Source organism: Solidesulfovibrio carbinolicus (assembly GCF_004135975.1).
GTDB classification, from domain to species: domain Bacteria; phylum Desulfobacterota; class Desulfovibrionia; order Desulfovibrionales; family Desulfovibrionaceae; genus Solidesulfovibrio; species Solidesulfovibrio carbinolicus.
The window spans coordinates 993332-1014541 of record NZ_CP026538.1 but is presented as its reverse complement, the minus strand read 5'-3'; the positions used below and the strand labels follow the sequence as shown (position 1 = coordinate 1014541).

Below are 21210 nucleotides of genomic sequence, written 5' to 3'. Positions count from 1 at the left end.
GGTTACCCCCTCCCGGCCGCCGGAGGCATCACCCGTCTCCCGCCACCCTGAATCTCCAGCCCCAAAGCCTCGGCCAGCCGGTCGAGAATCACGGCGGCGGCGGTGAAATCGTAGCGGTCCACGGCCTCGCCCAGTTCGGCCAGTTGCGGCGGCGCGACCCGGCCAATAAACGCCTCGCGCACCACGGCCATGTCCTCGTCGGCCCGGATGTTGCCCTCGGCCAGATGTCCGGCCAGACGCCGCAGCGCCGGAGCCAGCCCGGCTGGGTTTGTTCCAGCCGGATGGGGCGTCCGGACCTCATGGCCGGCGGGTTCCCGGCCGTCCATGAGGCCTTGGAGAATGGCCAAAAGCTCGCCCTGCTCGAACACCTTGTGCAGGCAGGCGTCCATGCCGGCCTCCAGACAGCGCGCCGCCTCGTCCTTGCAGTCGTGGGAGGTCAAGGCCACGATGGGCACGCCCGGGGCGCACGGCGGAGCGACGCTGGCGGCCAGCAGCCGGCGGATGGTGCGGGCGGCGGTGGGGCCGTCCATCTCGGGCATCTCGATGTCCATGAGGATGAGGTCGAAGGGCCGTCCGTCGGGCTTTTGGCCAAACAGCCGGCGGCAGGCGTCCTTGCCGTTTTCGGCCGTGACCACCTCATGGCCGCCGCTGCGCAGGATCTGGGAAAAAATCGCCCGGTTAAGCTTGGCGTCGTCCACCAGCAGCACCCGCCAGCAGGGGCCAAGGGAACAAGCCGGCTCGGCTTCCCTGGGCGGGGCCAGGGTGGCGGCGCTGGCCACGGCCGCCTCCAGGCTTCGGGTGAAAGCGCGCAGGACGCCCGGGCCGGGCCGGCCGCCCACGGCCAGCACGGTTTCCAGCTCCCGGGCGGCTTCGGCCAGGGGCAAGGCGGCCAGGGTGCCGGCCACGCCCTTGACGGTATGAGCCAGCCGCCGGGCCGCCTCCAACTCCCCGTCGGCGACAAGCCCTTCCAGGGCGGCGGCGGCGGCGGCGTAGTCCCGGACGAACTCGGCGGCCACGCTGGCCAGCAGACGTTCGTTGCCGCCAAGCCTGCGGCGGGCGGCGGCGAGGTCCATGCCCTCGGCCACGGGAGTTCCAGCCGTGCCGTCGGCAGGGGCGGCCACCACAAGGCTGGCGGTAACGGCGGCGCGACCACGCACGGCGGCGGCGGCCGGGGCGATCCACTGGCCCAGGGAGGCCAGAAGCCGGTCCACCTCCAGGGGCTTGGTCAGATAGTCGTTCATGCCGGCTTCCAGGCAGCGTTCGCGGTCCTCGGCCAGGGCATGGGCGGTCAAGGCCACAATGGGCAGCTCGGCCGTGCCGGGAAGCTGGCGGATGGCCCGGGTGGCGGCCAGGCCGTCCATGACCGGCATCTGCACGTCCATAAGCACGACGTCGTAGAGCGACGACCGGACCATTTCCACGGCTTCCCGGCCGTTTAGGGCCACGTCCACGGCCGCGCCCAGGGTCTCCAGGGTTTCCCGGGCCACCTGTTGGTTGATGGCGTTGTCCTCGACCAAAAGCACCAACGTCCCGGACAGGGGACGCATGGCCGGCGAGGCGGCCTCCCGGGGGCGTGGGGCTGGTTTTGGCGCAGCCGGGGCCGTTCGCTCGCGGCCGGCCTCGGCCGCCCGGGCGAAGGGCACGACAAACCGAAACCGGGTTCCCTGCCCGGCCAGGCTCTCCACTTCGAGCACCCCGCCAAGCAGGGCCACGCCCCGGCTGGCCAGGGCCAGCCCCAGGCCGGTGCCGCCGTAGGGCCGCGACAAGGAGCCGTCGGCCTGGGTGAAGGAGTCGAACATTTCCGGGACGGCGGCCTTGTCCATGCCGATGCCGGTGTCGGTGACGGCAAAGGCGACGAGGGCCTTCTGCGCGTCGCCGCCGTCCAGATCGGCCTCCAGGCGCAGGCCGCCGCGTTCGGTGAATTTGACGGCGTTGCCGGCCAGATGCCCGAGCACGGCTTCCAGGCGGGCGCTGTCGCCGACCAGGACGGCCGGCACGGCCGGGTCCAGACGCACGGCCAGGGTCAGGCCTTTTTCCCGGGCCGCCTCGGCGATGCGCCCGGCCACCCGTTCCAGGGCCTCGGCCGGCTTGAAGGGCGCGATAGTAAGATCGGCCTGGCCTTTTTCCAAACGCGAAAAATCGGTGATGTCGTCCACCACCTCCAAAAGTCCCCGGGCGGCCTGGGCGATCTTCACCAGATAATCGGCCAGTTTAGCGTCGGCAGCCAAGGGCTTGGCCAAATTGGACAGGCCGATGATGGCCGAAAGAGGGGTGCGCATTTCATGGGTCATGCGGGCCATGAAATCGGCCTTGGCCTGGCTGCCGGCCTGGGCTTCGGCCCGCAAGCGCTCGATAATGCCCCCGGCTTCGGCCAGGGTCAGGCGCAAGCGGTCCCGTTCGGCGACGACATCTGCCACAGGGGCCTCGGGGGCCTTTGCGCGCGACTGCTCCATGTATGCTCCGACGACAGAAACGGGCGGTCGCAACAGCCCGGCTCGTTTCTCTATATTCGCTGTTTCTCGCCGGTTTGCGCTGATACGTCAAGGCCGGCGGCCGGCGTTGGACATCGCGCCCGTTTGCCGCTACACCCGGAAAAATCGGAGGCTTCATGGATCTGCCCACGCCGACCCTCGCCCTCTTTGCCGTGGTCGCCGCCGCCGTCGTGGCCGGCGCGGCCGTGGACGTGGCCACCCGCCGCATCCCCAACCGGATCACTTTCCCGGCCGCCGTGCTCATCCTGGGCATTCAGGCCTGGTTTCACGGCCTTTCGGGTCTTGGCGACAGCCTGCTCGGCCTGGCCGGGGCATTGATCATCTTCCTCATCCCCTACGCGTTTCGGGTGCTTGGCGCGGGCGACGTGAAGCTTCTGGCCGTGGTCGGGGCCGGCCTTGGCCCCTCGGCTCTGGTCAGTCTGGCGCTTTTCACCAGTCTGGCCGGCGGCGTGCAGATTGCCTTATGGCTGGCGGCCATGCGTCTGTCCCACGGCCGCATCCAGCCCGGCAAGCGGCTGTGCTACGGCCCGGCCATCGCCGCCGGAGCCCTGGCCGCCATGGCCCTGCCCTTAAACGGCCAGCCCTATCTTTCCATCGCCTTCCCCCAATTCTAGGCCGGGGATTGTGAGCCGTCCGGGTTTGGCCTAAGGATGGTCCCAGACCCCATCCCACGTCGGAGGCCAGCCGCCATGTCCCGCCCGCCCCATTCCGCAAGCCACATAAGCCGCCGCGCCGTCCTGGCCGGGGCGGCCTATGCGCTGGCCTTGGCCGGGGCCATGTGGCTCGTGGCCGCCAGCTGCCTCACGCCCGAGCGTGGCTCCCGGCTGTTCGACCAGGGGCATTACGCCGAGGCGTTGCCGCTGCTGGAAGCCGCCGCCGGGCGCGGCTCGGTGGCCGCCTCGCGCCGGCTGGGCACGCTTTTGGCCGCCGGCCGGCAAACGCCCCGCGACGAGGCCCGCTCGCTCACCCTTTTCACCTACGCCGCCGGCAAGGGCGACGTGGCCGCCATGGTCGCGGCCGGCGACCTGACCCGAAGCCTCAGCCACGACGATGCGGCCGCCGCCGGCCTCTACGAAAAAGCCGTGGCCCGGGGCGACGTCAAGGCCATGGCCCGCCTTGGCGTCATGCGGGCCTCCGGGGCCGGCGGTCCCATGGACGTCGATGCGGCCCTGACCCTCCTTGGCCGGGCAGCCGCAGCCGGCGATCCCCAGGCCGCCACGGCCCTGGGCCAGACTCTGCTGGCCCTGTCCGAGGCCGGCGACCGGCGCGGCGGCACGCCGGCCGAGGCGGCGGCCTGGTTCGAGAAAGCGGCGGCCGCCGGCGAGGCCGAGGCGCTCACCCGGCTGGCCGAGCTGTGCGCCGACGGCCGGGGCGTGCCGGCCGATCCGGCCAAGGCGGCGGCCCTGCGACGCAAAGCGGCTGAGCTTGGCCACGCCCCGGCCGCCTACGATCTGGGGCTTATGTATCTGTCCGGCCAGGGCGTGACGGCCTATCCCCTGGAGGCGGCACGGCTTTTCGAGCGCGCGGCCCAGGCCGGCCACGTGCCGGCCATGCTCCAGCTCGGCGACATGTACTTTGCCGGAGAAGGCGTCTTTCGCGACAAAACCCGGGCCGTGGCCCTTTACGACGCCGCCGCCGAGGCCGACGACCGGGCGGCTGGCGTGGCTTGCCGCGTCTTTGCCGCCGGCCCGCAGGAGCGACGCGACGCGGCCCGGGCGGCCCGTTTCTGTGCCAAGGCGGCAGCGGCCGGCGACGGCGCTTCAGCCACCCTGCTTGGCCTTGGCATGGTGCGCGGCCGGCTGCCGGGCGATCCGTCCGCCGGGGCGGCGCTTTTATCCCAGGCCGCCTGGGCCGGCCAGCCCCAGGCCATGTACGCCATGGCCCTGCTCCACCTGTCCGGCCAGGGCGTGTCCGGCAATCCGGCCGAAGCCTTCCGCTGGTGCGCCAAGGCGGCCGAGGCCGGCGTGCCCGAAGCCAAGGGCCTGCTCGCCGCCCTGTCCGAAGAGGAATTTCCCAGCGCCGCCAATCTGGCCAAGGCCGTGACCTACTACCGCGAAGCGGCCAATGCCGGCGACCTGGAAGCCGGATTCGCCCTGGGATCGCTGCTCTCCAAGGGGCTGGCCGGGGAACCGGATTTCGCCGAGGCGCGCAAATGGTACAAACAGGCCGCCGCCCAAGGCGACGCCAGGGCCCAGTTCAACCTGGGGCTCATGTACCTGACGGGCAAAGGCGGGCCGGCAAACGACGCCGAAGCCCTGCGCTGGATGCTCGAAGCAGCCAAGGGCGGCGACGCCCACGCCCGCAGCAACGTGGCCACCATGACCCTGACCGGCCGGGGCACGCCGTCCGATCCCCAGGAAGCCTTCCGCTGGTACCGTCTGGCCGCCGGCCAGGGCTACGCCCAGGCCCAGGCCATGCTGGCCGGGTTTTACTACGAAGGCCGGGTGGTGCCGCGCGATTTCGAAAGCGCGCTTGTCTGGCTGACGCTGGCCAGCCGCGCCCCGGGCGGCGACGCCCTGCTCCAGCGGGCGGCCCGGGCCAAGGCCGTGCTCGAAAAACGCCTCACCCCGGACCAACTCGAACGCGTGGCCGCGAGGCTGGCCGCGTTCAAGCCGGCCCCCTTCGATCCCGAAGCGGAAAAAGACGTGCTGGCGGCCATCAAATTCCTGCCGCCAAGCGCCCGCGGCCCAGGCTACCCCACGGCCACGGCCCAGGCCGGCGCGCCGCCGCCGCAATTGACGCCGGCTGATCCGAAGGCGTTGTTTTAGGAGAGAAAGGCGGAAGATGCCTTGGCGGCCGGGGGCCTGAGGCCCCCGGACCCCCAAATTGTTGGACGGGGGTTAGGGGACGGGAACGGCGTTTAGGACGGCGGCGATGACCGCGTCGGGCGTGAGGCCCTCGGCCAAGCCCTCGTAGGTGAGCAGGATGCGGTGGCGCATGACGTCGGCCGCCATGGCCTTGACGTCGGCCGGACCGGCGAAATCCCGGCCGGACAACAGGGCCAGCGCCCGGGCCGTGCGGGCCAGGGCAATGGACGCCCGGGGAGAGGCGCCGTAGGCCACCTTGTCGGCGAATTCGGGCAGCCCGGCCCCGGCCGGATCGCGCGTGGCCGCGACCACGGCCACGATATATTCCGTCAGCCGGGCATCCAACCGCACCCGGCCGCACAGCCGCGACAAGGCCAGCACCCCGGCTCCGTCCAGGACCGGACCAGGCTCGGGTTCCTCCTCCAGACAGGCCCGGCGCACGATCTCCGCCTCTTCCCCGGCCCCGGGATAGCCCAGGGTCAGATGCAGCAAAAACCGGTCGGCCATGGCCTCGGGCAAGGGATACGTCCCTTCCTGCTCAATGGGATTTTGCGTGGCCAAAACCAGAAACGGGCGCGGCAGATCGAAGGTTTCGCCGCCGATGGTCACCTTGCCCTCGGCCATGGCGTCCAAAAGCGCCGACTGCACCTTGGCCGGCGCGCGGTTGATCTCGTCGGCCAGCACGATGTTGGCGAATATCGGCCCCTTGCGCACGGTAAAAGTGCCCGTGGCCGGTTGGTAGACCTCGGCGCCCCGGATGTCGGCGGGCAACAGATCGGGCGTGAACTGCACCCGGCTGTACGCGGCCGTGACCACCCGGGCCAGGGTCGTCACGGCCAGGGTCTTGGCCAGCCCCGGCACGCCTTCGAGAAGCACATGGCCCCGACACAATAGCCCGACCAGAAGCCGCTCGATGAGCGCCTCGCGGCCAACCAGCACCTTTCCCATCTCGGCGCGCAAGGCCTGGGCGACGCGCGCCGCCCCGGCCGTTTCCTCGGCAGTCAGCATGGCAACCCCTCCGCCAAGCGGTATGCCCGCCCCGGGCGCGCCCGGCAAGGGGGGTTATTTCAAATCCATGACCAGGGGCGCGGCAGAGACCGGTTCCCCCGGCCGGGCCACGGCCACGGGCGGCGGCGCGCAGGCCGCCGCGTCCGGCACGGCCAGCACGCAGCCAACCGGCAGCCGTTTGGCGTCCAGACCGGGATTGGCCCTCTCCAACACCTCCAGCGGGATGCCGAAGCGCTCGGCAATGACCGCCGGACAGTCGCCCGGCGCAACCACGTACTTGCGCCCGGCCGCCTCCTCGTCAGGCAGCAGGGCCGGGCCGGCCTTGGCCCCGGTCGGGTTTTCCGCTGTGGCCGGCGCGGCCGGGGCAGGTCCGGGAGCCGTCTTGGCGGACGGCGCGGGAACGGACGTGGACGGCGCGGCAAGCTCCGCCGCGTCGGGAATGACGATGGCGTCGCCGACCATGATGCGGCAGGGATCAAGGCCGGGATTGCGGGCCAGAATGGCGGCCAGGGTCACATGATAGCGTTTGGCCAGGGCGGCGGGATGATCGCCGGGCCGGGCCTGATGGACGGTTTCGCCGGCCAGGGCCGGCAGAGCCTGAACCAGAAGGCAAAGCGCCAAGAGGATACGCCAGGGCATGGCAGGCCTCCGGTTTAAGGGGAGGGATGCTATCCGCCTATCAGGCGGCCGGCAATTTGACAATCCGGCCGGGCTTTGGGATAGCCAGGACATCCAAGACCGCTTTTTTCGGAGGTTCCCTCATGTCGATACGCCGCTTTGCCGCGCCCGTGGCCCTGGCCGCCCTGCTCGCCGTGCTGCCCGGCTGCGGCTCCATGAAGTTTTCCTCGTCCGAACCGGCCGCCGACCCCGCCGCCGGCAACGCCGCCGCCGGCAACGCCGCGTTCGAGAAAAAGGATTACGCCGCCGCCTGCCGCGAACTGTCCCAGGCCGGGCCCTCGGCCGGAGCCGAAACCCTGGCCCGGGGCGGCACGGCCTGCGCCAAGGACGGCCAGGACAAGGCCGAGGTGGCCTTCCGCGCCGCCCTGGCCGCCAGCCCCACCTCCGCACCGGCCATGGAAGGGCTTGGCATGACGCTTTTGGCCGGCGGCGACGCCGCCCGCGCCCGCGACATGCTCGAAGCCGCCGCCAAGGCCGGCGGCAAGGACCCCCGGGCCGCCGTGGCCCTGGGCGACGCCTCGCTGCTGACGGGCCAGTGCGACAAGGCCCAGGCCGCCTACCAGGAAGCGCTGCGCCGCGAGGCCGGCAACGCCCAGGCCCGGTCGCGCCTGGAAGGCGTGCGGCTCGTGTGCGGCGCCAAACGCGCCGCCCCGGCCGCGTCCTCCGCTCCCGCCGCCGCGTCCAGCCCGTCCTACAGCGGCTCCAACCTGTCCGCCCCCAGCCAGCCCAGCGCGCCGGCCGGCGCCAAAGACCCGGCCAAGCCCGCCAAACCCGCGCCCAAGACCATCGATTTGAACGATATTTGAGGCAAAAGAGGCCTCCGGCGGCCGGCGGCCTGAGGCCCCCGGCCCCCCCAATTGGTCTGCGACCTCCGCTCCTTTTCCCCAGGGGCCTTCCTGTTTGGAGAGCGCTTTTTCGTCAAGCGGAGCTTGGCGAAAAAGCGCTCTCCAAGTAGGGAGGGTCCGGGAGGGGGTTACCCCCTCCCGGCCGCCGGAGGCACTCTTCCCCCCTGCTATGACGGCAACGGCTCGGCGTTGGGGCGGGTTGCAGGCGAGGTCGGGGCTGCGGGCGACGCGGCGGCCGGCGGCAGCTCCACCACGAAGCTTGTGCCGTGGGGAGTGCGCCCTTCGGCCCGGATGGAGCCGTCGTAGCGTTCCACGATGTGTTTGCAGATGGCCAGCCCCAGGCCCGAGCCCCGGACCTTTTCCGGCCGGGTGTCGCCCCGGCGGGCTTGATAGAATTTGTCGAAAATGCGTTCCCGGTCCTTTTCGTCGATGCCCGGGCCGGTGTCGTCCACCCGCAGTTCCAGCCGCCCCGAGGGCAGCTGGCGCGCGCCCAGCGTCACCACCCCTTCCCGGGTGTGGCGCGCGGCGTTGGTGAGCAGGTTGACCAGCACCTGCACCAGCCGGTCCGGGTCCAGGCGCAGGGGCGGCAAGGGGCCGACCACGTCCACCACCAGGGCCAGACGTTCGTTTTGCTCGAACTCGCCGCCCACGGCCTCGGCGGCCAGCCGCAGCACCTCGCCCGGGTCCACGTCGCGGTCGTTCCAGGGCAGCCGGCCGGATTCGATGCGCGAAAGATCGAGAAAATCGTTGACCAGCCGGGTGAGCCGTTCGCCTTCGTTTTCGATGATGCGCAGGTTATCGGCAATCCGCGTCCCTTTGCGGCGAAGCTTCTCGCTCACATCGGAAAACGGCATGAATTCCTTGAGAAAATCCCGGCGTACGAGCTTGGCGAAGCCCAACACCGAGGTCAGGGGTGTGCGCAGATCGTGGGTGACCGTGGCCAGGAAACCGGATTTGAGGGCATCGAGTTCGACGAGGCGGTTGTTCGCTTCGGCCAGTTCCTCGGTCTGACGGGCCAGCACGTCGGTGCGTTCGCTCACCCGCCGTTCCAGGTCGCGGTTGAGGGATTTGAGGCGGGCGACGGCCATGTTGCGTTCGGTGACGTCGGTTAAAAGCGTCAGCATGAGCGTCTCCTGGCAGGACAGGACCAGGGGCGCGCAGGTCATGGCGAAATATCGGCCGTCCAAGGGGCTTTGGATCTCCATGGCCGCCACTCGGCCGGCCAGGACCTCGTCGGCCGGGCACCAGGGGCAGGGTTCGCCCCGGCCGTGCAGGGCGGCATGGCAGGTCATGCCGGCCGGATCGGCCCCGGCCCGGTGCGTCAGGGGGGCGTTGCCGCGCACCACCCGCCGCCGGCTGTCGCAGACCACGACCAGACCGGAAAAACCGCTTAGAAACGTGCGTTTCCAGGCCAGATTTTCCTGGGAGCGACAAGAAGCCTCGTCACGTTCGGCCAGCAGGGTGAGGACCGTATCGATGCCGGCGGCGGCCAGTCCCGGCAGCAGGCGTAGGCCCTCGGACGGAGCCGCGAACCCGGCGTCGGCCACAAACACGGCCGCAGCCGCCACGCCGTGAAGCAGCGTCAGCAGTTCCGGCAACGGTTCGGGGCCGTCCTGGCCAAAAAGCGGGATGATGAGCACATCCGCCGCAGCGGCGGAAAGGACGTCGGGCAAGAACGCGGGCAAGACCGCGCGACAGACCCGGCCGGGCCGGCCGAGGGCGGCGGCCAGGGCGGCGGCGTCCCGGTCCGGCCCGCCGGCCACGAGCAGCCTCGCGCCGCTCATGGGCGCGTCCGCCCGGGCGGACAGCCGCGAACCAGCGGCTCGCATGGCAGGGCGATTACGGGCACGGCGCTTGCTCCGTTCGGGTTCGAAAACCACCAAACCCTTGGCCAACTGGGGAAGAAATACCATAGGGTGGTTACGGACACAACCGTTGCCCCTGGGAATGGTCCCGCCTGGGGGCTTCCCATTCGGGCGCGTCGGCGTTAGGAAGCCCGTCTTCGCGTCAAGGAGCATCCCGTCCCCATGATCAGCTTTTCCGACATTGCCGGCCGCCTCGGCCGTTTCGCCAGACGTTTCGGCTTGCGCCACGCCCTGCGCACGGCCGTGGCCGTGGTGGCCACCCAACTGCTTGTCGCCTTTCTCGCCCTGCCCCAGGGCTACTGGGCCGTGGTCACGGCCGTCATCGTCATGCAGGCCAATCTCGGCGGCTCCATCCGGGCCGCCTGGACCCGGCTGGCCGGCACGGCCGTGGGCGCGGCCTTGGGCGCGGCGGCCTCCCACTTCGGCGGCCAGACCGTGACCGCCGCCGGCCTTGCCGTCTTCGCCACCCTGGCCGTGTGCGCCGCCATCCCCAAACTGCGGGAAAGCTCGCGCGTGGCCGGCATCACCGCCGTTATCGTCATTTTGGCCGGCCATCCCGACATGCCGGCCCTGGAACTGGGCTTCGACCGGTTCCTGGAAATCGCCGTGGGCATCGTCACGGCGCTGGTGACCTCGGTGGTCGTGTTCCCCTCCCGGGCCAGCCGGGCGCTGTCCCATGGCCTGGCCAAGCTCTTCGAGGACGTGGCCTCTCTTTTCGCCGTGGTGGTGGAAGGCCGCATCCGCGAGGACTACCCCGAACGCCATGTGTTCGCCTTAAAGGACCGAATCCTGCGCACCCTGGCCCGCTGCCGGGAACTGCGCCTGGAAGCCGACGCCGAAAGCCGCGACCGGGGCGAAAGCGCCCTGCGGGCCATGCTGCTTTTTCGCGGCGAACGGCTCTTCGAACACGTGCTGGGCATGGACCACGTGGCCGCCGAATGGCGCGGCAAGGGGCTGCACCGCCATTTGCCCGAGGAAATGGCCGATCTGGAACACGCCGGAGCCGAGGTGCTGACGAAGCTCGCCGCCCACCTGCGCGGCGACGCGCCCCTGCCCGACGTGGACGCCCTGGACGCCGCCGTGGCCAAGGCCCGGGATAAACTCGCCGACATGCGCCGCGACCGCGCCCCGGCCGCCTACGATTTAAGCGAAGTCATGCACTTCTTCAGCTTCATGCACGGCATGCTCGCCTGCGCCGCCGACGCCCGCGAAACCGTCGCCCGCATCCGGGCCATGGAATAAGCGAAAGGCAGTGCCGGCGGCCGGGAGGGGGTAACCCCCTCCCGGACCCTCCCTGGTTGGGGGGCGCTTTTCCCTTCAGGCAAGGCCTGAAGGGAAAAGCGCCCCCCAACCAGGGAGAATCCAAGAAAGAATAAACGCGCACCGCAGACCAATTGGGGGGTCCGGGGGCCTCAGGCCCCCGGCCGCCGGAGCATCTTCCACTTTCTCTTCTCCTCTCTCCCCTCCACCTCGCATCAGTAGACGACGCCCGCCTGCCCGGTTAAGAGTGTCGCCGTGACGTCGGCGGCTGGGGCCGCTGTTGACCGCTTTCCAAGGAGATTTCGCCATGCTGCTTATTGACGGCAAGAAAGTCGCGGCCGAATTGCGCCAGCGCGTGAAAAACGACGTGGACGCCCTGGTGCGCCAGCATGGGCGGCCGCCGCATCTGGCCGTCATCCTGGTTGGCGAGGACCCGGCTTCCCAGATTTACGTCCGCTACAAGGAAAAGGCCTGCGAGGAAGTGGGCTTCGTGTCCCGCATCTGGCGGCTCGACGGCGGCATCACCCAGTGCGCCCTGGAGAAGCTCATCACCGAGCTTTCCAGCAGCGAGGACATCGACGGCATCCTGCTCCAGCTGCCCCTGCCCAAGGGCTTGGACGCCCAGCGCTGCCTGGCCCTGGTCGATCCCAAGAAAGACGTGGACGGCTTCCATCCCGAAAACGTCGGCCGGCTGTCCATCGGGCTGCCCTGCCTCAAGCCGTGCACGCCATACGGTGTCATCAAGCTTCTGGAATATTACGGTCTTTCCCCGGCCGGCAAGCGGGCGGTGGTCATCGGGCGCAGCAACATCGTGGGCAAGCCCATGGCCATGCTGCTTTCGGCCGCTTCGCCTTTCGGCAACGCCACGGTGACGGTGTGCCATTCGCGCACGCCGGATCTGGCCGCCGTGGTGCGTGAGGCCGATTTCATCGTGCCGGCCATCGGCAAACCGAAACTCATCACCCGCGACATGGTCAAGCCCGGCGCAGTCATCGTGGACGTGGGCATGAACCGCCTGCCTGACGGCAAGCTTTGCGGCGATGTGGACTACGACAACCTCACCGACGTGGCCTCGGCCATGACGCCGGTGCCCGGCGGCGTCGGCCCCATGACCATCGCCACGCTCATGAGCAACACCGTGGAGGCCTACCGCTGGCGTCGCCAGCCCCCGGATTGCCCGATCTAGGCCCCAAGGGCGCGCGTGATATACCACCGGCCGTCCATCCCCCCTTTCAGGGAGGGTCCGGGAGGGGGTTACCCCCTCCCGGCCGCCGGAGGCATTCTTCTCTTCCTCCTTGGCCTCTCCGCCCCAGACCCTCGCGCCGCGTCCACGAGAAGCAACAGCGTAAAACCAGTAATTTTTCTTAAAAAATACTCTCGTATTTTTTAAGGGACGCGCCGCCATGCTGTCACTCGCCTCGATACCGCATTTCGCCAGAAACGCCCGCAGATTCCGGGAAATCGCCGGGGTGCTGGCGCGTTACGGTCTGGCCGAGTTTCTGGCCGCCACGGACCCGGCGTTTTTAAAAGACCTGCTGGTCAGCCCGTCGGGGGCCAGTCTGGCGACGCTGAAGCGTGAGGAACGGCTGCGGCTGGCCCTGACCGAGCTTGGGGGCACGGCCATCAAGCTTGGCCAGATACTCAGCACCCGGGCCGACCTCGTGGGGCCGGAGGTGGCGGCGGAACTGTCCAGGCTGCGGGCCGACACCGAACCCGATGCGCCCGAGGCGGTGGAGCGCACGATCCGCGAGGCGCTGGGCGCGCCGGTGGAAGAACTCTTCGAGGGTTTTGATCCCGTGCCCATGGCCAGCGCCTCCATCGGCCAGGTGCATCGGGCCAGGCTGCCGGACGGCACGGCGGTGGTGGTCAAGGTGCGCCATGCCGGCATCGAGGAGCGGGTACGGGCCGATCTCGACATCCTCATGGGCCTGGCCGAGCTGGCCGAGCGGGGGGTGGTGGAGCTGCGGCTCTATCAGCCCCTGGCCGTGGCCGCCGAGATGCGCCGCACCATCCTTCGCGAACTCGATTTCGTACGCGAGGAGCGCAACCTGCGCCATTTCGCGGCCAATTTCGCTTCCGAGCCGGGCGTGGCCTTTCCGCGCCCCTATCCCGAGCGCTGCGCCCGGGAAGTGCTGACCATGGAAGAACTGGTCGGGGAGCCGCTGTCGCGTCTGGCCGGGGAGCTTTCGCCCGAGGCCGCGGCCCGGCGCACGGCCATGGCGAAGCTTGCCGCCGACGTGTTCCTGGAGATGATTTTCCGCGACAACTTCTTCCATGCCGATCCACACCCCGGCAATCTGCTGGTGCTGCCCGGCGACAGGCTGGGCATCCTGGACTGCGGCATGGTCGGGCGCATCGACGAGCGCACCCGCCGGGCCATGGAGGACGCGCTGTTGGCCGTGGCCGAGGGCGACGCCGAGGGGCTCACCGAACAGGTCATGCGCATCGGGCGGCTGCCGCCGGGCCTGGACCGGGCGGCGCTTCGGGCCGACATCGAGGATTTCGTGGCCGATTACGCCAGCCAGGAGCTCGGCGCGTTCGACCTGGGCGGGGCCATGGGCGACGTGGCCGCCATCGTGCGCCGCCACGGCATCCTGCTGCCGCCGGTGGTGGCCCATCTCATCAAGGTTTTCGTGGTGCTCGAAGGCGCGTCGCGAACCCTCTCCCCGGGCTTTTCGCTTATCGACGTCATCGCGCCCTACGCCGGCAAGATCATCGCCCGCCGGCTTTCGCCCGGGGCGCTTTTCACCCGCGCCCGGCGCAGCTGGCGCGACTGGAACGCCCTGGTCGAGAGCTTCCCCCGCGACGCCGCCGAGATCCTGCGCCGCGCCCGCGAGGGCCGGCTCGACGTGCACCTCGTCCACCGGGGCCTGGACGCCACCATAAACCGCCTCGTCTACGGCATCGTCACGGCGGCGCTGTTTCTCGGCTCCTGCCAGGTGCTGGCCAGCCGGGTGCCGCCGCTGGTCTTCGACATCTCGCTCTTCGGGGCGCTGGGCTGCGCCGCCGCCGTGCTGCTGGGCCTACGGCTCCTTCGCGCCGTCAAACGCTCCGGCGAACTTGGCCCCGACTCCTGACAACCACCAGCCGCAAAGGACCTGCCGTGCGCGCCATTTTGCTTGAGACCACCGATCCGGCCGTGAATCTCGCCACCGAGGAGTGGCTGCTCAAAAACGCCACTACCGACGTGTTCATGCTGTGGCGCAACGCCCCGGCCGTCATTGTCGGGCGCAACCAAAACACCCGCGCCCAGATCGACGAAGCCTTCGTGCGGGAGCGGGGCATCCCGGTGGTGCGCCGTTTAAGCGGCGGCGGCGCGGTCTTCCATGATCTGGGCAACGTCAATTTCACGTTTATCAGCCTCGGCGGCGGAGCCATGGACTTTAGGGGCTTCACCGCCCCGATTCTGGCGGCGGTGGCGGCCCTGGGCGTAGCGTGCGCTTTCGAGGGCCGAAACGACCTGACCATCGAGGGCCAAAAATTCTCCGGCAACGCCCAGCACGTCTGGCGCGACCGGGTGCTGCACCACGGCACGCTGCTCTTTGACGCCGACGTCTCCCATCTGGCCGGAGCGCTTCGGGTCGATCCCGAAAAATACCGCGACAAGGCCGTCAAAAGCGTGGCCAAGCGCGTCACCAACATCGCCGCCCACCTGCCCGCACCCATGGCCGTGACCGACTTCATGGGCCACGTCATGGGGCATGTCTGCCCGGGCGCGGCCCCGGGCGACTTGGCGCTGGCCCCGGACGAGGCCGCCGGCGCGGCCTCCCTGGCCGAGAGCCGCTACCGGACCTACGACTGGAATTTCGGGGCCTCGCCGGCCTACGGCTTCACCCGGACGCGCCGCACGCCCGGCGGGCTCATCGAGGCCCATCTGGACGTCAAAGGCGGCGTCATCCTTGCGGCGCGGCTTCTGGGCGACTATTTCGGCCGGCGCGACGTGGCCGAGCTGGAAGCGGCGCTGGCCGGCTGCCGCCACGACCGCGACGCCCTGGCCGAGTGCTTGGGCGGGGTGGAGCTGGGCGAGTATCTGCTGGGCGTGGGCGTGGAGGAGTTGGTGGAGTGTTTGTTTTAGGGGACGGAGAGAGGGGAAAGAGGGAAGAAGGAAGAATGCCTCCGGCGGCTGGGGGCCTGATGCCCCCAGACCCCCCAAATGGGAAAAGGATAAAGGGGGTTGCGGGGCCGGTCAGGCGTCTTGCGCGAGCGGGGACGCAGCCCCAGGCGTAGCGTCGCCGACAGCTGCCGTGGCCGCCTGGCGGCGGGCCGCCTTGGCCAGCTTGGCCGCGATGAGAAAACCGGGATTGATGGCCAGACAGCGCTCGGCCGCCTCCACCGCGCCGTCGTACTCCTCCAACTCGTAGAGCACCCGGCCGAGATTAAACAGCAGGTTTTCGTCGTTTTCGCTGACGGCCAGGGCTTTCTCGTAATACGACTTGGCCAGGGCCAACAGCCCGGCCTTGCGCATCCGGATGCCGAATTCGTTGAAAAGAAACTTGTTTTCCGGGCCAAAGGCCAGCTCGATGCCCATGATCTTGTCGAAGATGTCGCGGGCGTCGTCGAGCTTGCCGCCGGACAGATAGGCGTTGCCCAGGCCGAAGATGGCGCGCAGGTTCTCGGCGTCGTAGGCCAGGGCTTTCTGAAAGGATTCCTCGGCCCGCTCCAGCCGGCCGGCCTCCAGGTGCTTCTCGCCGCGATCCAGCTCGGCCTGCATGGCTTCCATGCGCGGCTTGACCAGATTGTAGTACATGAGCGGCTCGGGTTTGAACTTCTGGAGGAATTCCTCATCGCTCACCGGCGTGACCTCGCCGCTGGGCACGCTGTTGCCGTTTAAGGCCTGGATGCTGATGCCCGCCTCGGGCGTTTTTTCGGCGTAATAGTAAAGCACCCGCTCGCCTTCGCGGGTCGTGCCGCTAAAGCCCATTTTATAGGTTTCGCGTACCGACACGGCCACGGCGAAACGCTCGGCCCCGATTTTTCCCGTCATGGCGTCGTACAGCCCTCCCTGACGTTGGCGCGCCGGACGCGTGCCCGAGCACATAGGGACAGGATAGTGCATTTCACGACTGAAAGCATCCTCTTTTCGTCGGAATAAACACCCTCAAGACGGGTTTGGAACAACGCAAACCGGAAAAATTTCAGGATGTAAGGGGAAAAAGGAACAATTTTTCTTGCCAGCCATTGACCGGTTCGGTATCGTTTTCCATGTTCGCTCAAACCCGTGACGACTTCGCGTGTGGTGCGTGACCGTCCTCCCCGTGTTTGCGCGGCGAGACTCTAACGGAGTCTGGAATACGAGTGCGCAACGCCTGCCATATCTTCCTTCGCCGTCCCGACGGACAGGCGCACTCCAACTGTCAGGCCTTCACGGCCCAAGGGCCGATGGGTTTGTCCCGGGGAGGAGCGTAGCCGGCGGGTAGCCCTCCTCCGTCCACGCTTCGCGTTCGCTGACGTCAACCGTTTTGGGAGTCCGTGTCTCATGTCCAAAAACATCTATGTTGGCAACCTGCCCTTCCGCACCACCGAGGAAAGCGTCCGTGACCTGTTTGGCCGTTACGGCCCCGTCCAGTCCGTCAAACTGATTTCCGACCGCGAGACCGGCAAACCGCGCGGCTTCGGATTCGTGGAGATGGACGACGACGCCGCCGCTGACGAAGCCATCCGGGCCCTGGACGGCGCCGAGTTCGAAGGCCGTAGCCTCAAGGTCAACGAGGCCAAGCCCCGCGCTCCGCGTCCCCCCCGCCGCCCGGCCTGGTAAACGCCCGGCGCAACATCTTTCCTCCCGGGACCGGCTCGTCCGGCCCCGGGAGTTTTATTGTCCACTCCCGGCTGGCCCTGTTGTTGCTCGCCTGCCCCCATCCCCCAGGAGGCAACCATGCGCGTCAAATATCTGATCATCGGAGCCGGCCCCACGGGCCTTGGCGCGGCCAACCGCCTGGCCGAACTCGGCGAAAACGATTTTCTCGTCCTGGAACGCCATCCCTATCCCGGCGGCCTGGCCGCCAGCTTCACCGACGCCGCCGGCTACACCTGGGACGTGGGCGGACACGTCGTTTTCTCCCACTACAAAGCCTTCGACAAGCTCCTCGACGAACTGCTTGGCGACGAGGTCCTGCGCCACCAGCGCGAATCCTGGATTCGCCTGGCCGGAACCTTCGTTCCCTACCCCTTCCAGAACAACATCCGCCGACTGCCCCCGGACCTCGTCTGGGAATGCGTCGAAGGGCTGCTGGCCGCCGGCCGCGACGCCGCCGCCGGGGTCCACCCCGATGCGCCGGCCAACTTCCGGGAGTGGATCGACCGGGTGTTCGGCCCGGGCATCGCGCGCCTTTTTATGGTCCCCTACAATTTCAAGGTCTGGGCCCATCCGGCCACGGCCATGTCCCACCGCTGGATCGGCGAGCGCGTCTCGGTGGTGGACGCCGGACGGGTGGTCAAAAACATCATCTACGGCGCCGACGACGTGGCCTGGGGCCCCAACAACACCTTCAGCTTTCCCCTGCGCGGCGGCACGGGCGAGATCTTTCGCCGTCTGGCCGCCCGCTTTGCCGACCGGCTACGCCTGGGCGAGGCCTGCCGCCGGGTCGATGCGGCCGAAAAGACCGTGCTCACCGCCTCCGGCGACATCATCCTCTACGACCATCTGCTGACCACCGGCCCCCTGGACCGTTTCGTCGCCGACCAGCTGGAAGGGGCCAGCCCGGCCATGATCGAGGCGGCCGGACGGCTCAAGCACAGCGGCTCGGTCATCCACGGCCTGGGCTTTGCCGGCGCGCCCCCGGACCCGCGCTGCTGGATGTATTTCCCGGAAGCCGACTGCCCGTTTTATCGGGTCACCAATTTCCACAACTATTCGCCCTTAAACACCCCCGACCCCGACGGCATGATCCCGCGCAGCCGGGCGTTCATGACCGAGACCAGCTTTTCCGCCCACAAGCCGGCCGACTTCGCCGGCCTGGAGCGGGCCACCGTGGACGGCTTGGTCGCCACAACGCTTTTGGCCCCGGCCGACGTCGCCGGCCAGAACGCCTCCTGGGAAATGCGGGTGGACTACGCCTACCCCATCCCCTGCCTGGAGCGCGACGCCGCCCTGGCCGTGCTCCAGCCGGCCCTGGAGCGCCTGGGCATCCAGTCCCGGGGACGCTTCGGCGGCTGGAAATACGAGGTCGGCAACATGGACCACTCCATCATGCAGGGCATCGAGTGGGCCCAGCGGCACGTCCTGGGACAACCGGAAACCGTCTACGCGCTTTAACAACCTGCCTCCGACGCGTCGGCCAGCCGAGGGCGCAGGCGTTTCCTCGCGCCATATCCCGTCCGACCGCCGGCCGGTTGACGTCGCCGGCCCGATCTGAAACACCTTCGCGGGCGGGCGCGTCCCGCCTGAAGGAGATGCCATGACCGCCACCGCCACAAGCGGCTGCCCCGTTTTCGCCGGCCGCCGCGACCGCTTGCGCGCCGCCCTGGCCGCCATGGGCCACGACGCCCTGCTCGTGTCCCACGCCGCCAACCGTTTCTATTTAAGCGGCTTCGAACTCCACGACCCCCAGTGCAACGAGAGCGCCGGCTATGTCGTTGTCACGGCCGACGGCGACGACTATCTCTTCACCGACGCCCGCTACCGCGACGCCGCCCTGCGCCTGTGGCCGGAAAAAAACCTCTGCATCTACGGGGCCGGGCGCTACGCCGCCATCGCCGATTTCCTCAAGGCCCGAGGGGTGACGCGCCTGGGGTTCGAGCCGGCCGGCCTGTCCTTCGACGTCCACGGCCGGCTGTCCGCGCTTCTGCCCCTAACGCCCGTGGCCCTGGCCGTGGAGCCGCTGCGCCTGCGCAAGGACGCCGCCGAGATCGCCCGGATGCGCCGCTCGGCCGCCATCAACCACGGCGTCATGGCCAGCCTGCCGGACATTCTCCTGCCCGGGCGCACCGAGGCCCAGGCCGCCTGGGAGATCGAAAAACGCTTCCGCGAGCTCGGGGCCTCCGAACTGGCCTTTGCCCCCATCGTGGCCGTTGACGCCAACGCCGCCCTGCCCCACGCCATTCCCGGGGAGACCGTCATCGCCGACGGCTGCCTGGTCCTGGTGGACGTGGGCGGCCGGGCCGACGACTACTGCTCGGACCAGACCCGCACCGTCTGGGTGGGAAGCAAGCCCCCGGCGCGCTTCACCGAGATGCTCGCCCGCGTCCAGGCCGCCCAGGCCGCCGTGCTGGAGCGCATCGGCCCGGGCATGGCCTGCCGCGAGGCCTACGCCCTGGCCCGGGAGGTCTTTGCCCGGGAAGGCGTGGCCGAACGCTTCACCCATTCCCTGGGCCACGGCATCGGCCTGGAGACCCACGAAGGCCCAAGCCTCAACCCCTCGGCCGAGAGCGTGCTGGAACCGGGCATGGTCGTCACCGTGGAGCCGGGCCTGTACTATCCCGAATGGGGCGGCGCGCGTTGGGAACACATGGCCCTTATCACCGAAACCGGACGCGACATCCTGTGAGCCGGCGCAGAAGGCCGCCCCGGCGGCGTCGCCATCCCGTGCCGACCGGTTCGGCCCGGCTGTATGTGCGCCTGGCCTCGGCCAACGTGTCGCTGTTGACGTTTTTTCTCCAGGCCGAGGACAATCTGGCCCTGCCCACGGTGGTGGACCGGTTCGCCGCCGTGGTGCGCCTGATCTACAGCCCGGACGAGGCCGGCCGGGTGGAAACGTTTTTGCGCGACTTCACCGCCGTCTGCCCCGAAACGGTCGTGTGTCTGCGGCCTTGACACGCCTTTCCCCCTTGCGCTTTTCCGCCCAACGGCTATCTTCCTTAAGCTAGAGATTGCACACTTACGGCCCCTGTCCCCGGATACGCCATGGAACCAGCCACCGCCCCCCTCGCCTGCTGCTTGTCGACGACAATCGCGACAATCTGACCCTGATCCGCCTCTACCTGGAAAGCGACCACTATAGCATCGACGAGGCCGAAAACGGGGACGAGGCCGTGGCACGTTTCGCCGCCGCGCCCTACGATCTGATCCTCATGGATCTGGAAATGCCCGTGGTGGACGGCTACGAAGCCACCCGGCGCATCCGGGAACTGGAACGGCAGCGCGGGGCAGGTCCCACGCCCATTTTGGCGCTGACCGCCCACGCCCTGGATGAGCACCGGCTGCGCTGCCAGCAGGCCGGATTCACCGATTTTCTGGCCAAGCCCGTACGCAAGGCGGCCGTGCTGCGCACCCTGCTCCACTATCTCGGGCCGGAAGGCGAGTCCGCCGAACCGACCACGCCCCGGCCCCACGACGCCGACGCCCCAAACCCTGGCCGACTGGCCGCCCTGCTGCCCCTCTTTTTCGACCTGGCCAGCCAGACCCTGGACGCGGCCCACGCCGCCCTGGACCAGGGCGACCTGGATCAGGCCCGCCGCCAGGGCCACAAGCTCAAGGGGTCGGCCGGCTCTTACGGCTTCCCCGAACTGGCCAAGGCCGCCGCCGCCCTGGAACGAGCGGCCGACGCCGGCAACACCAACGCCGCCGCCGCCGCCCGGGACTGGGCCGCCGCCCTTTTGGCCAAGGCCCGCCTGGACTGGCCGGTGTAAGCGAAGGGAAAGAGGAAGATATGCCTCCGGCGGCCGGGGGCCTGAGGCCCCCGGACCCCCCATATGGAGGAAAGGTTTCAAGGGGGACGGCGAGGATGCGTGCGCAGCCGGTTGGGGAGCCAAAGAGGCTTTGGGCAGAGCTTGACGGAAAACACCATTGCTCCGGCGAAACGGGAAGACGCCCTACATGGCAGTCGAGGAAGCCCGAGGACAGGCCTGGGACAAAAAACGGGCGGCGCGTGGAAAAAAAAACGATCAGTCGGCGGCGGGGCCGATAAGGGCGGTCACCTTATCCAGCAGGGTGGCTTCGCCAAAGGGTTTTTCGAGCACCGCGTCGGCCCCGAAAATGGTGGCGTGGCCCAGCAAATCCATGCCGATCTTGGCCGAACCGCCGGAAATGGCCATCACCCGGCAGGTCTGGCAGTGGCCCCGCAACACCTGCAACACTTCCAGCCCGTCCATCTCCGGCATGAAGATGTCGAGAATCACCAGATCCACCGGCTGCCCGTCCAGGGCGGCCATGGCCCGCTTGCCGTCGGCCGCCTCAATGACGGCATAACCGGCGCTCTCCAGATAGAGCCGGATCAGGGCACGAATGCTGGGATCGTCGTCCACGACCAATACGGATTTCACGTCTGCCTCCGCAGCGGTTGACGCGGCGTTATCGCGGGAATCGTCACAGTGTAGGTTA

At 69.0% G+C, this 21210-nt stretch carries 18 protein-coding genes; 12 read left to right on the top strand and 6 right to left on the bottom strand.

What is annotated here, in order from left to right:
• Positions 1-2 precede the first annotated feature (2 nt).
• On the bottom strand, positions 3-2453 hold the full coding sequence (locus C3Y92_RS04525; RefSeq protein WP_129349893.1) for a response regulator: 2451 nt from the start codon (positions 2451-2453) through the stop codon (positions 3-5).
• Positions 2454-2608: 155 nt separating this feature from the next.
• On the opposite strand from C3Y92_RS04525, the gene C3Y92_RS04520 reads away from it, so the two are divergent.
• Both C3Y92_RS04520 and C3Y92_RS04515 read left to right on the top strand, forming a co-directional pair.
• Positions 2609-3106: an A24 family peptidase gene (locus tag C3Y92_RS04520; RefSeq protein ID WP_129349891.1), complete on the top strand. Its 498-nt coding sequence runs from the start codon at positions 2609-2611 to the stop codon at positions 3104-3106.
• Positions 3107-3181: 75 nt separating this feature from the next.
• A complete protein-coding gene (locus C3Y92_RS04515) occupies positions 3182-5260 on the top strand; it encodes an SEL1-like repeat protein (protein ID WP_235669615.1) in 2079 nt (692 codons plus the stop codon).
• A 72-nt stretch (positions 5261-5332) separates the two neighbouring features.
• On the opposite strand, the gene C3Y92_RS04510 is transcribed toward C3Y92_RS04515, so the two are convergent.
• Positions 5333-6307 carry an AAA family ATPase gene (locus C3Y92_RS04510; protein WP_129349887.1) on the bottom strand — a complete coding sequence of 325 codons (975 nt, stop codon included), beginning with the start codon at positions 6305-6307 and terminating at the stop codon, positions 5333-5335.
• 54 nt (positions 6308-6361) lie between these two features.
• On the bottom strand, positions 6362-6946 hold the full coding sequence (locus C3Y92_RS04505; protein ID WP_129349885.1) for a LysM peptidoglycan-binding domain-containing protein: 585 nt from the start codon (positions 6944-6946) through the stop codon (positions 6362-6364).
• Positions 6947-7068: 122 nt separating this feature from the next.
• Here C3Y92_RS04505 and C3Y92_RS04500 point away from each other — a divergent pair, with 122 nt between their 5' ends.
• Complete coding sequence (locus C3Y92_RS04500; protein ID WP_129349883.1) at positions 7069-7791, top strand: tetratricopeptide repeat protein; 723 nt, start codon at positions 7069-7071, stop codon at positions 7789-7791.
• 206 nt (positions 7792-7997) lie between these two features.
• On the opposite strand, the gene C3Y92_RS04495 is transcribed toward C3Y92_RS04500, so the two are convergent.
• Positions 7998-9614, bottom strand: coding sequence for a sensor histidine kinase (locus tag C3Y92_RS04495; RefSeq protein WP_129349881.1), 1617 nt, complete (start codon positions 9612-9614; stop codon positions 7998-8000).
• Positions 9615-9857: 243 nt separating this feature from the next.
• Between C3Y92_RS04495 and C3Y92_RS04490 the strand changes: the two genes are divergently transcribed.
• From C3Y92_RS04490 to C3Y92_RS04475, 4 genes are all read left to right on the top strand, one after another.
• Positions 9858-10937 carry an FUSC family protein gene (locus C3Y92_RS04490; RefSeq protein WP_129349879.1) on the top strand — a complete coding sequence of 360 codons (1080 nt, stop codon included), beginning with the start codon at positions 9858-9860 and terminating at the stop codon, positions 10935-10937.
• Positions 10938-11262: 325 nt separating this feature from the next.
• The gene (gene folD / locus C3Y92_RS04485; RefSeq protein WP_129349877.1) at positions 11263-12141 is read left to right on the top strand and encodes a bifunctional methylenetetrahydrofolate dehydrogenase/methenyltetrahydrofolate cyclohydrolase FolD; all 879 of its coding nucleotides are present in this window, start codon (positions 11263-11265) and stop codon (positions 12139-12141) included.
• A gap of 217 nt (positions 12142-12358) precedes the next feature.
• Complete coding sequence (locus C3Y92_RS04480; protein ID WP_129349875.1) at positions 12359-14032, top strand: ABC1 kinase family protein; 1674 nt, start codon at positions 12359-12361, stop codon at positions 14030-14032.
• Positions 14033-14058: 26 nt separating this feature from the next.
• Positions 14059-15030 (top strand): lipoate--protein ligase, encoded by a 972-nt coding sequence (locus C3Y92_RS04475; protein WP_129349873.1) that lies wholly within the window; start codon positions 14059-14061, stop codon positions 15028-15030.
• A gap of 111 nt (positions 15031-15141) precedes the next feature.
• Here the strand turns inward: C3Y92_RS04475 and C3Y92_RS04470 are convergent, their stop codons facing one another.
• A complete protein-coding gene (locus C3Y92_RS04470; protein ID WP_129349871.1) occupies positions 15142-15939 on the bottom strand; it encodes a tetratricopeptide repeat protein in 798 nt (265 codons plus the stop codon).
• 492 nt (positions 15940-16431) lie between these two features.
• Between C3Y92_RS04470 and C3Y92_RS04465 the strand changes: the two genes are divergently transcribed.
• From C3Y92_RS04465 to C3Y92_RS21760, 5 genes are all read left to right on the top strand, one after another.
• A complete protein-coding gene (locus tag C3Y92_RS04465; protein WP_006922107.1) occupies positions 16432-16710 on the top strand; it encodes an RNA recognition motif domain-containing protein in 279 nt (92 codons plus the stop codon).
• Between the two features lie 117 nt (positions 16711-16827).
• The gene (locus tag C3Y92_RS04460; RefSeq protein WP_129349869.1) at positions 16828-18207 is read left to right on the top strand and encodes a protoporphyrinogen/coproporphyrinogen oxidase; all 1380 of its coding nucleotides are present in this window, start codon (positions 16828-16830) and stop codon (positions 18205-18207) included.
• A 142-nt stretch (positions 18208-18349) separates the two neighbouring features.
• Positions 18350-19438 (top strand): M24 family metallopeptidase, encoded by a 1089-nt coding sequence (locus C3Y92_RS04455; protein ID WP_129349867.1) that lies wholly within the window; start codon positions 18350-18352, stop codon positions 19436-19438.
• 38 nt (positions 19439-19476) lie between these two features.
• Positions 19477-19704 (top strand): DUF4911 domain-containing protein, encoded by a 228-nt coding sequence (locus C3Y92_RS04450; protein ID WP_235669614.1) that lies wholly within the window; start codon positions 19477-19479, stop codon positions 19702-19704.
• Positions 19705-19760: 56 nt separating this feature from the next.
• Entirely contained in the window at positions 19761-20519 is a 759-nt protein-coding gene (locus tag C3Y92_RS21760; protein WP_328591066.1) for a response regulator, read from the top strand.
• A 255-nt stretch (positions 20520-20774) separates the two neighbouring features.
• On the opposite strand, the gene C3Y92_RS04440 is transcribed toward C3Y92_RS21760, so the two are convergent.
• Positions 20775-21152: a response regulator transcription factor gene (locus C3Y92_RS04440; RefSeq protein WP_129349863.1), complete on the bottom strand. Its 378-nt coding sequence runs from the start codon at positions 21150-21152 to the stop codon at positions 20775-20777.
• Between the last annotated feature and the right edge of the window lie 58 nt (positions 21153-21210).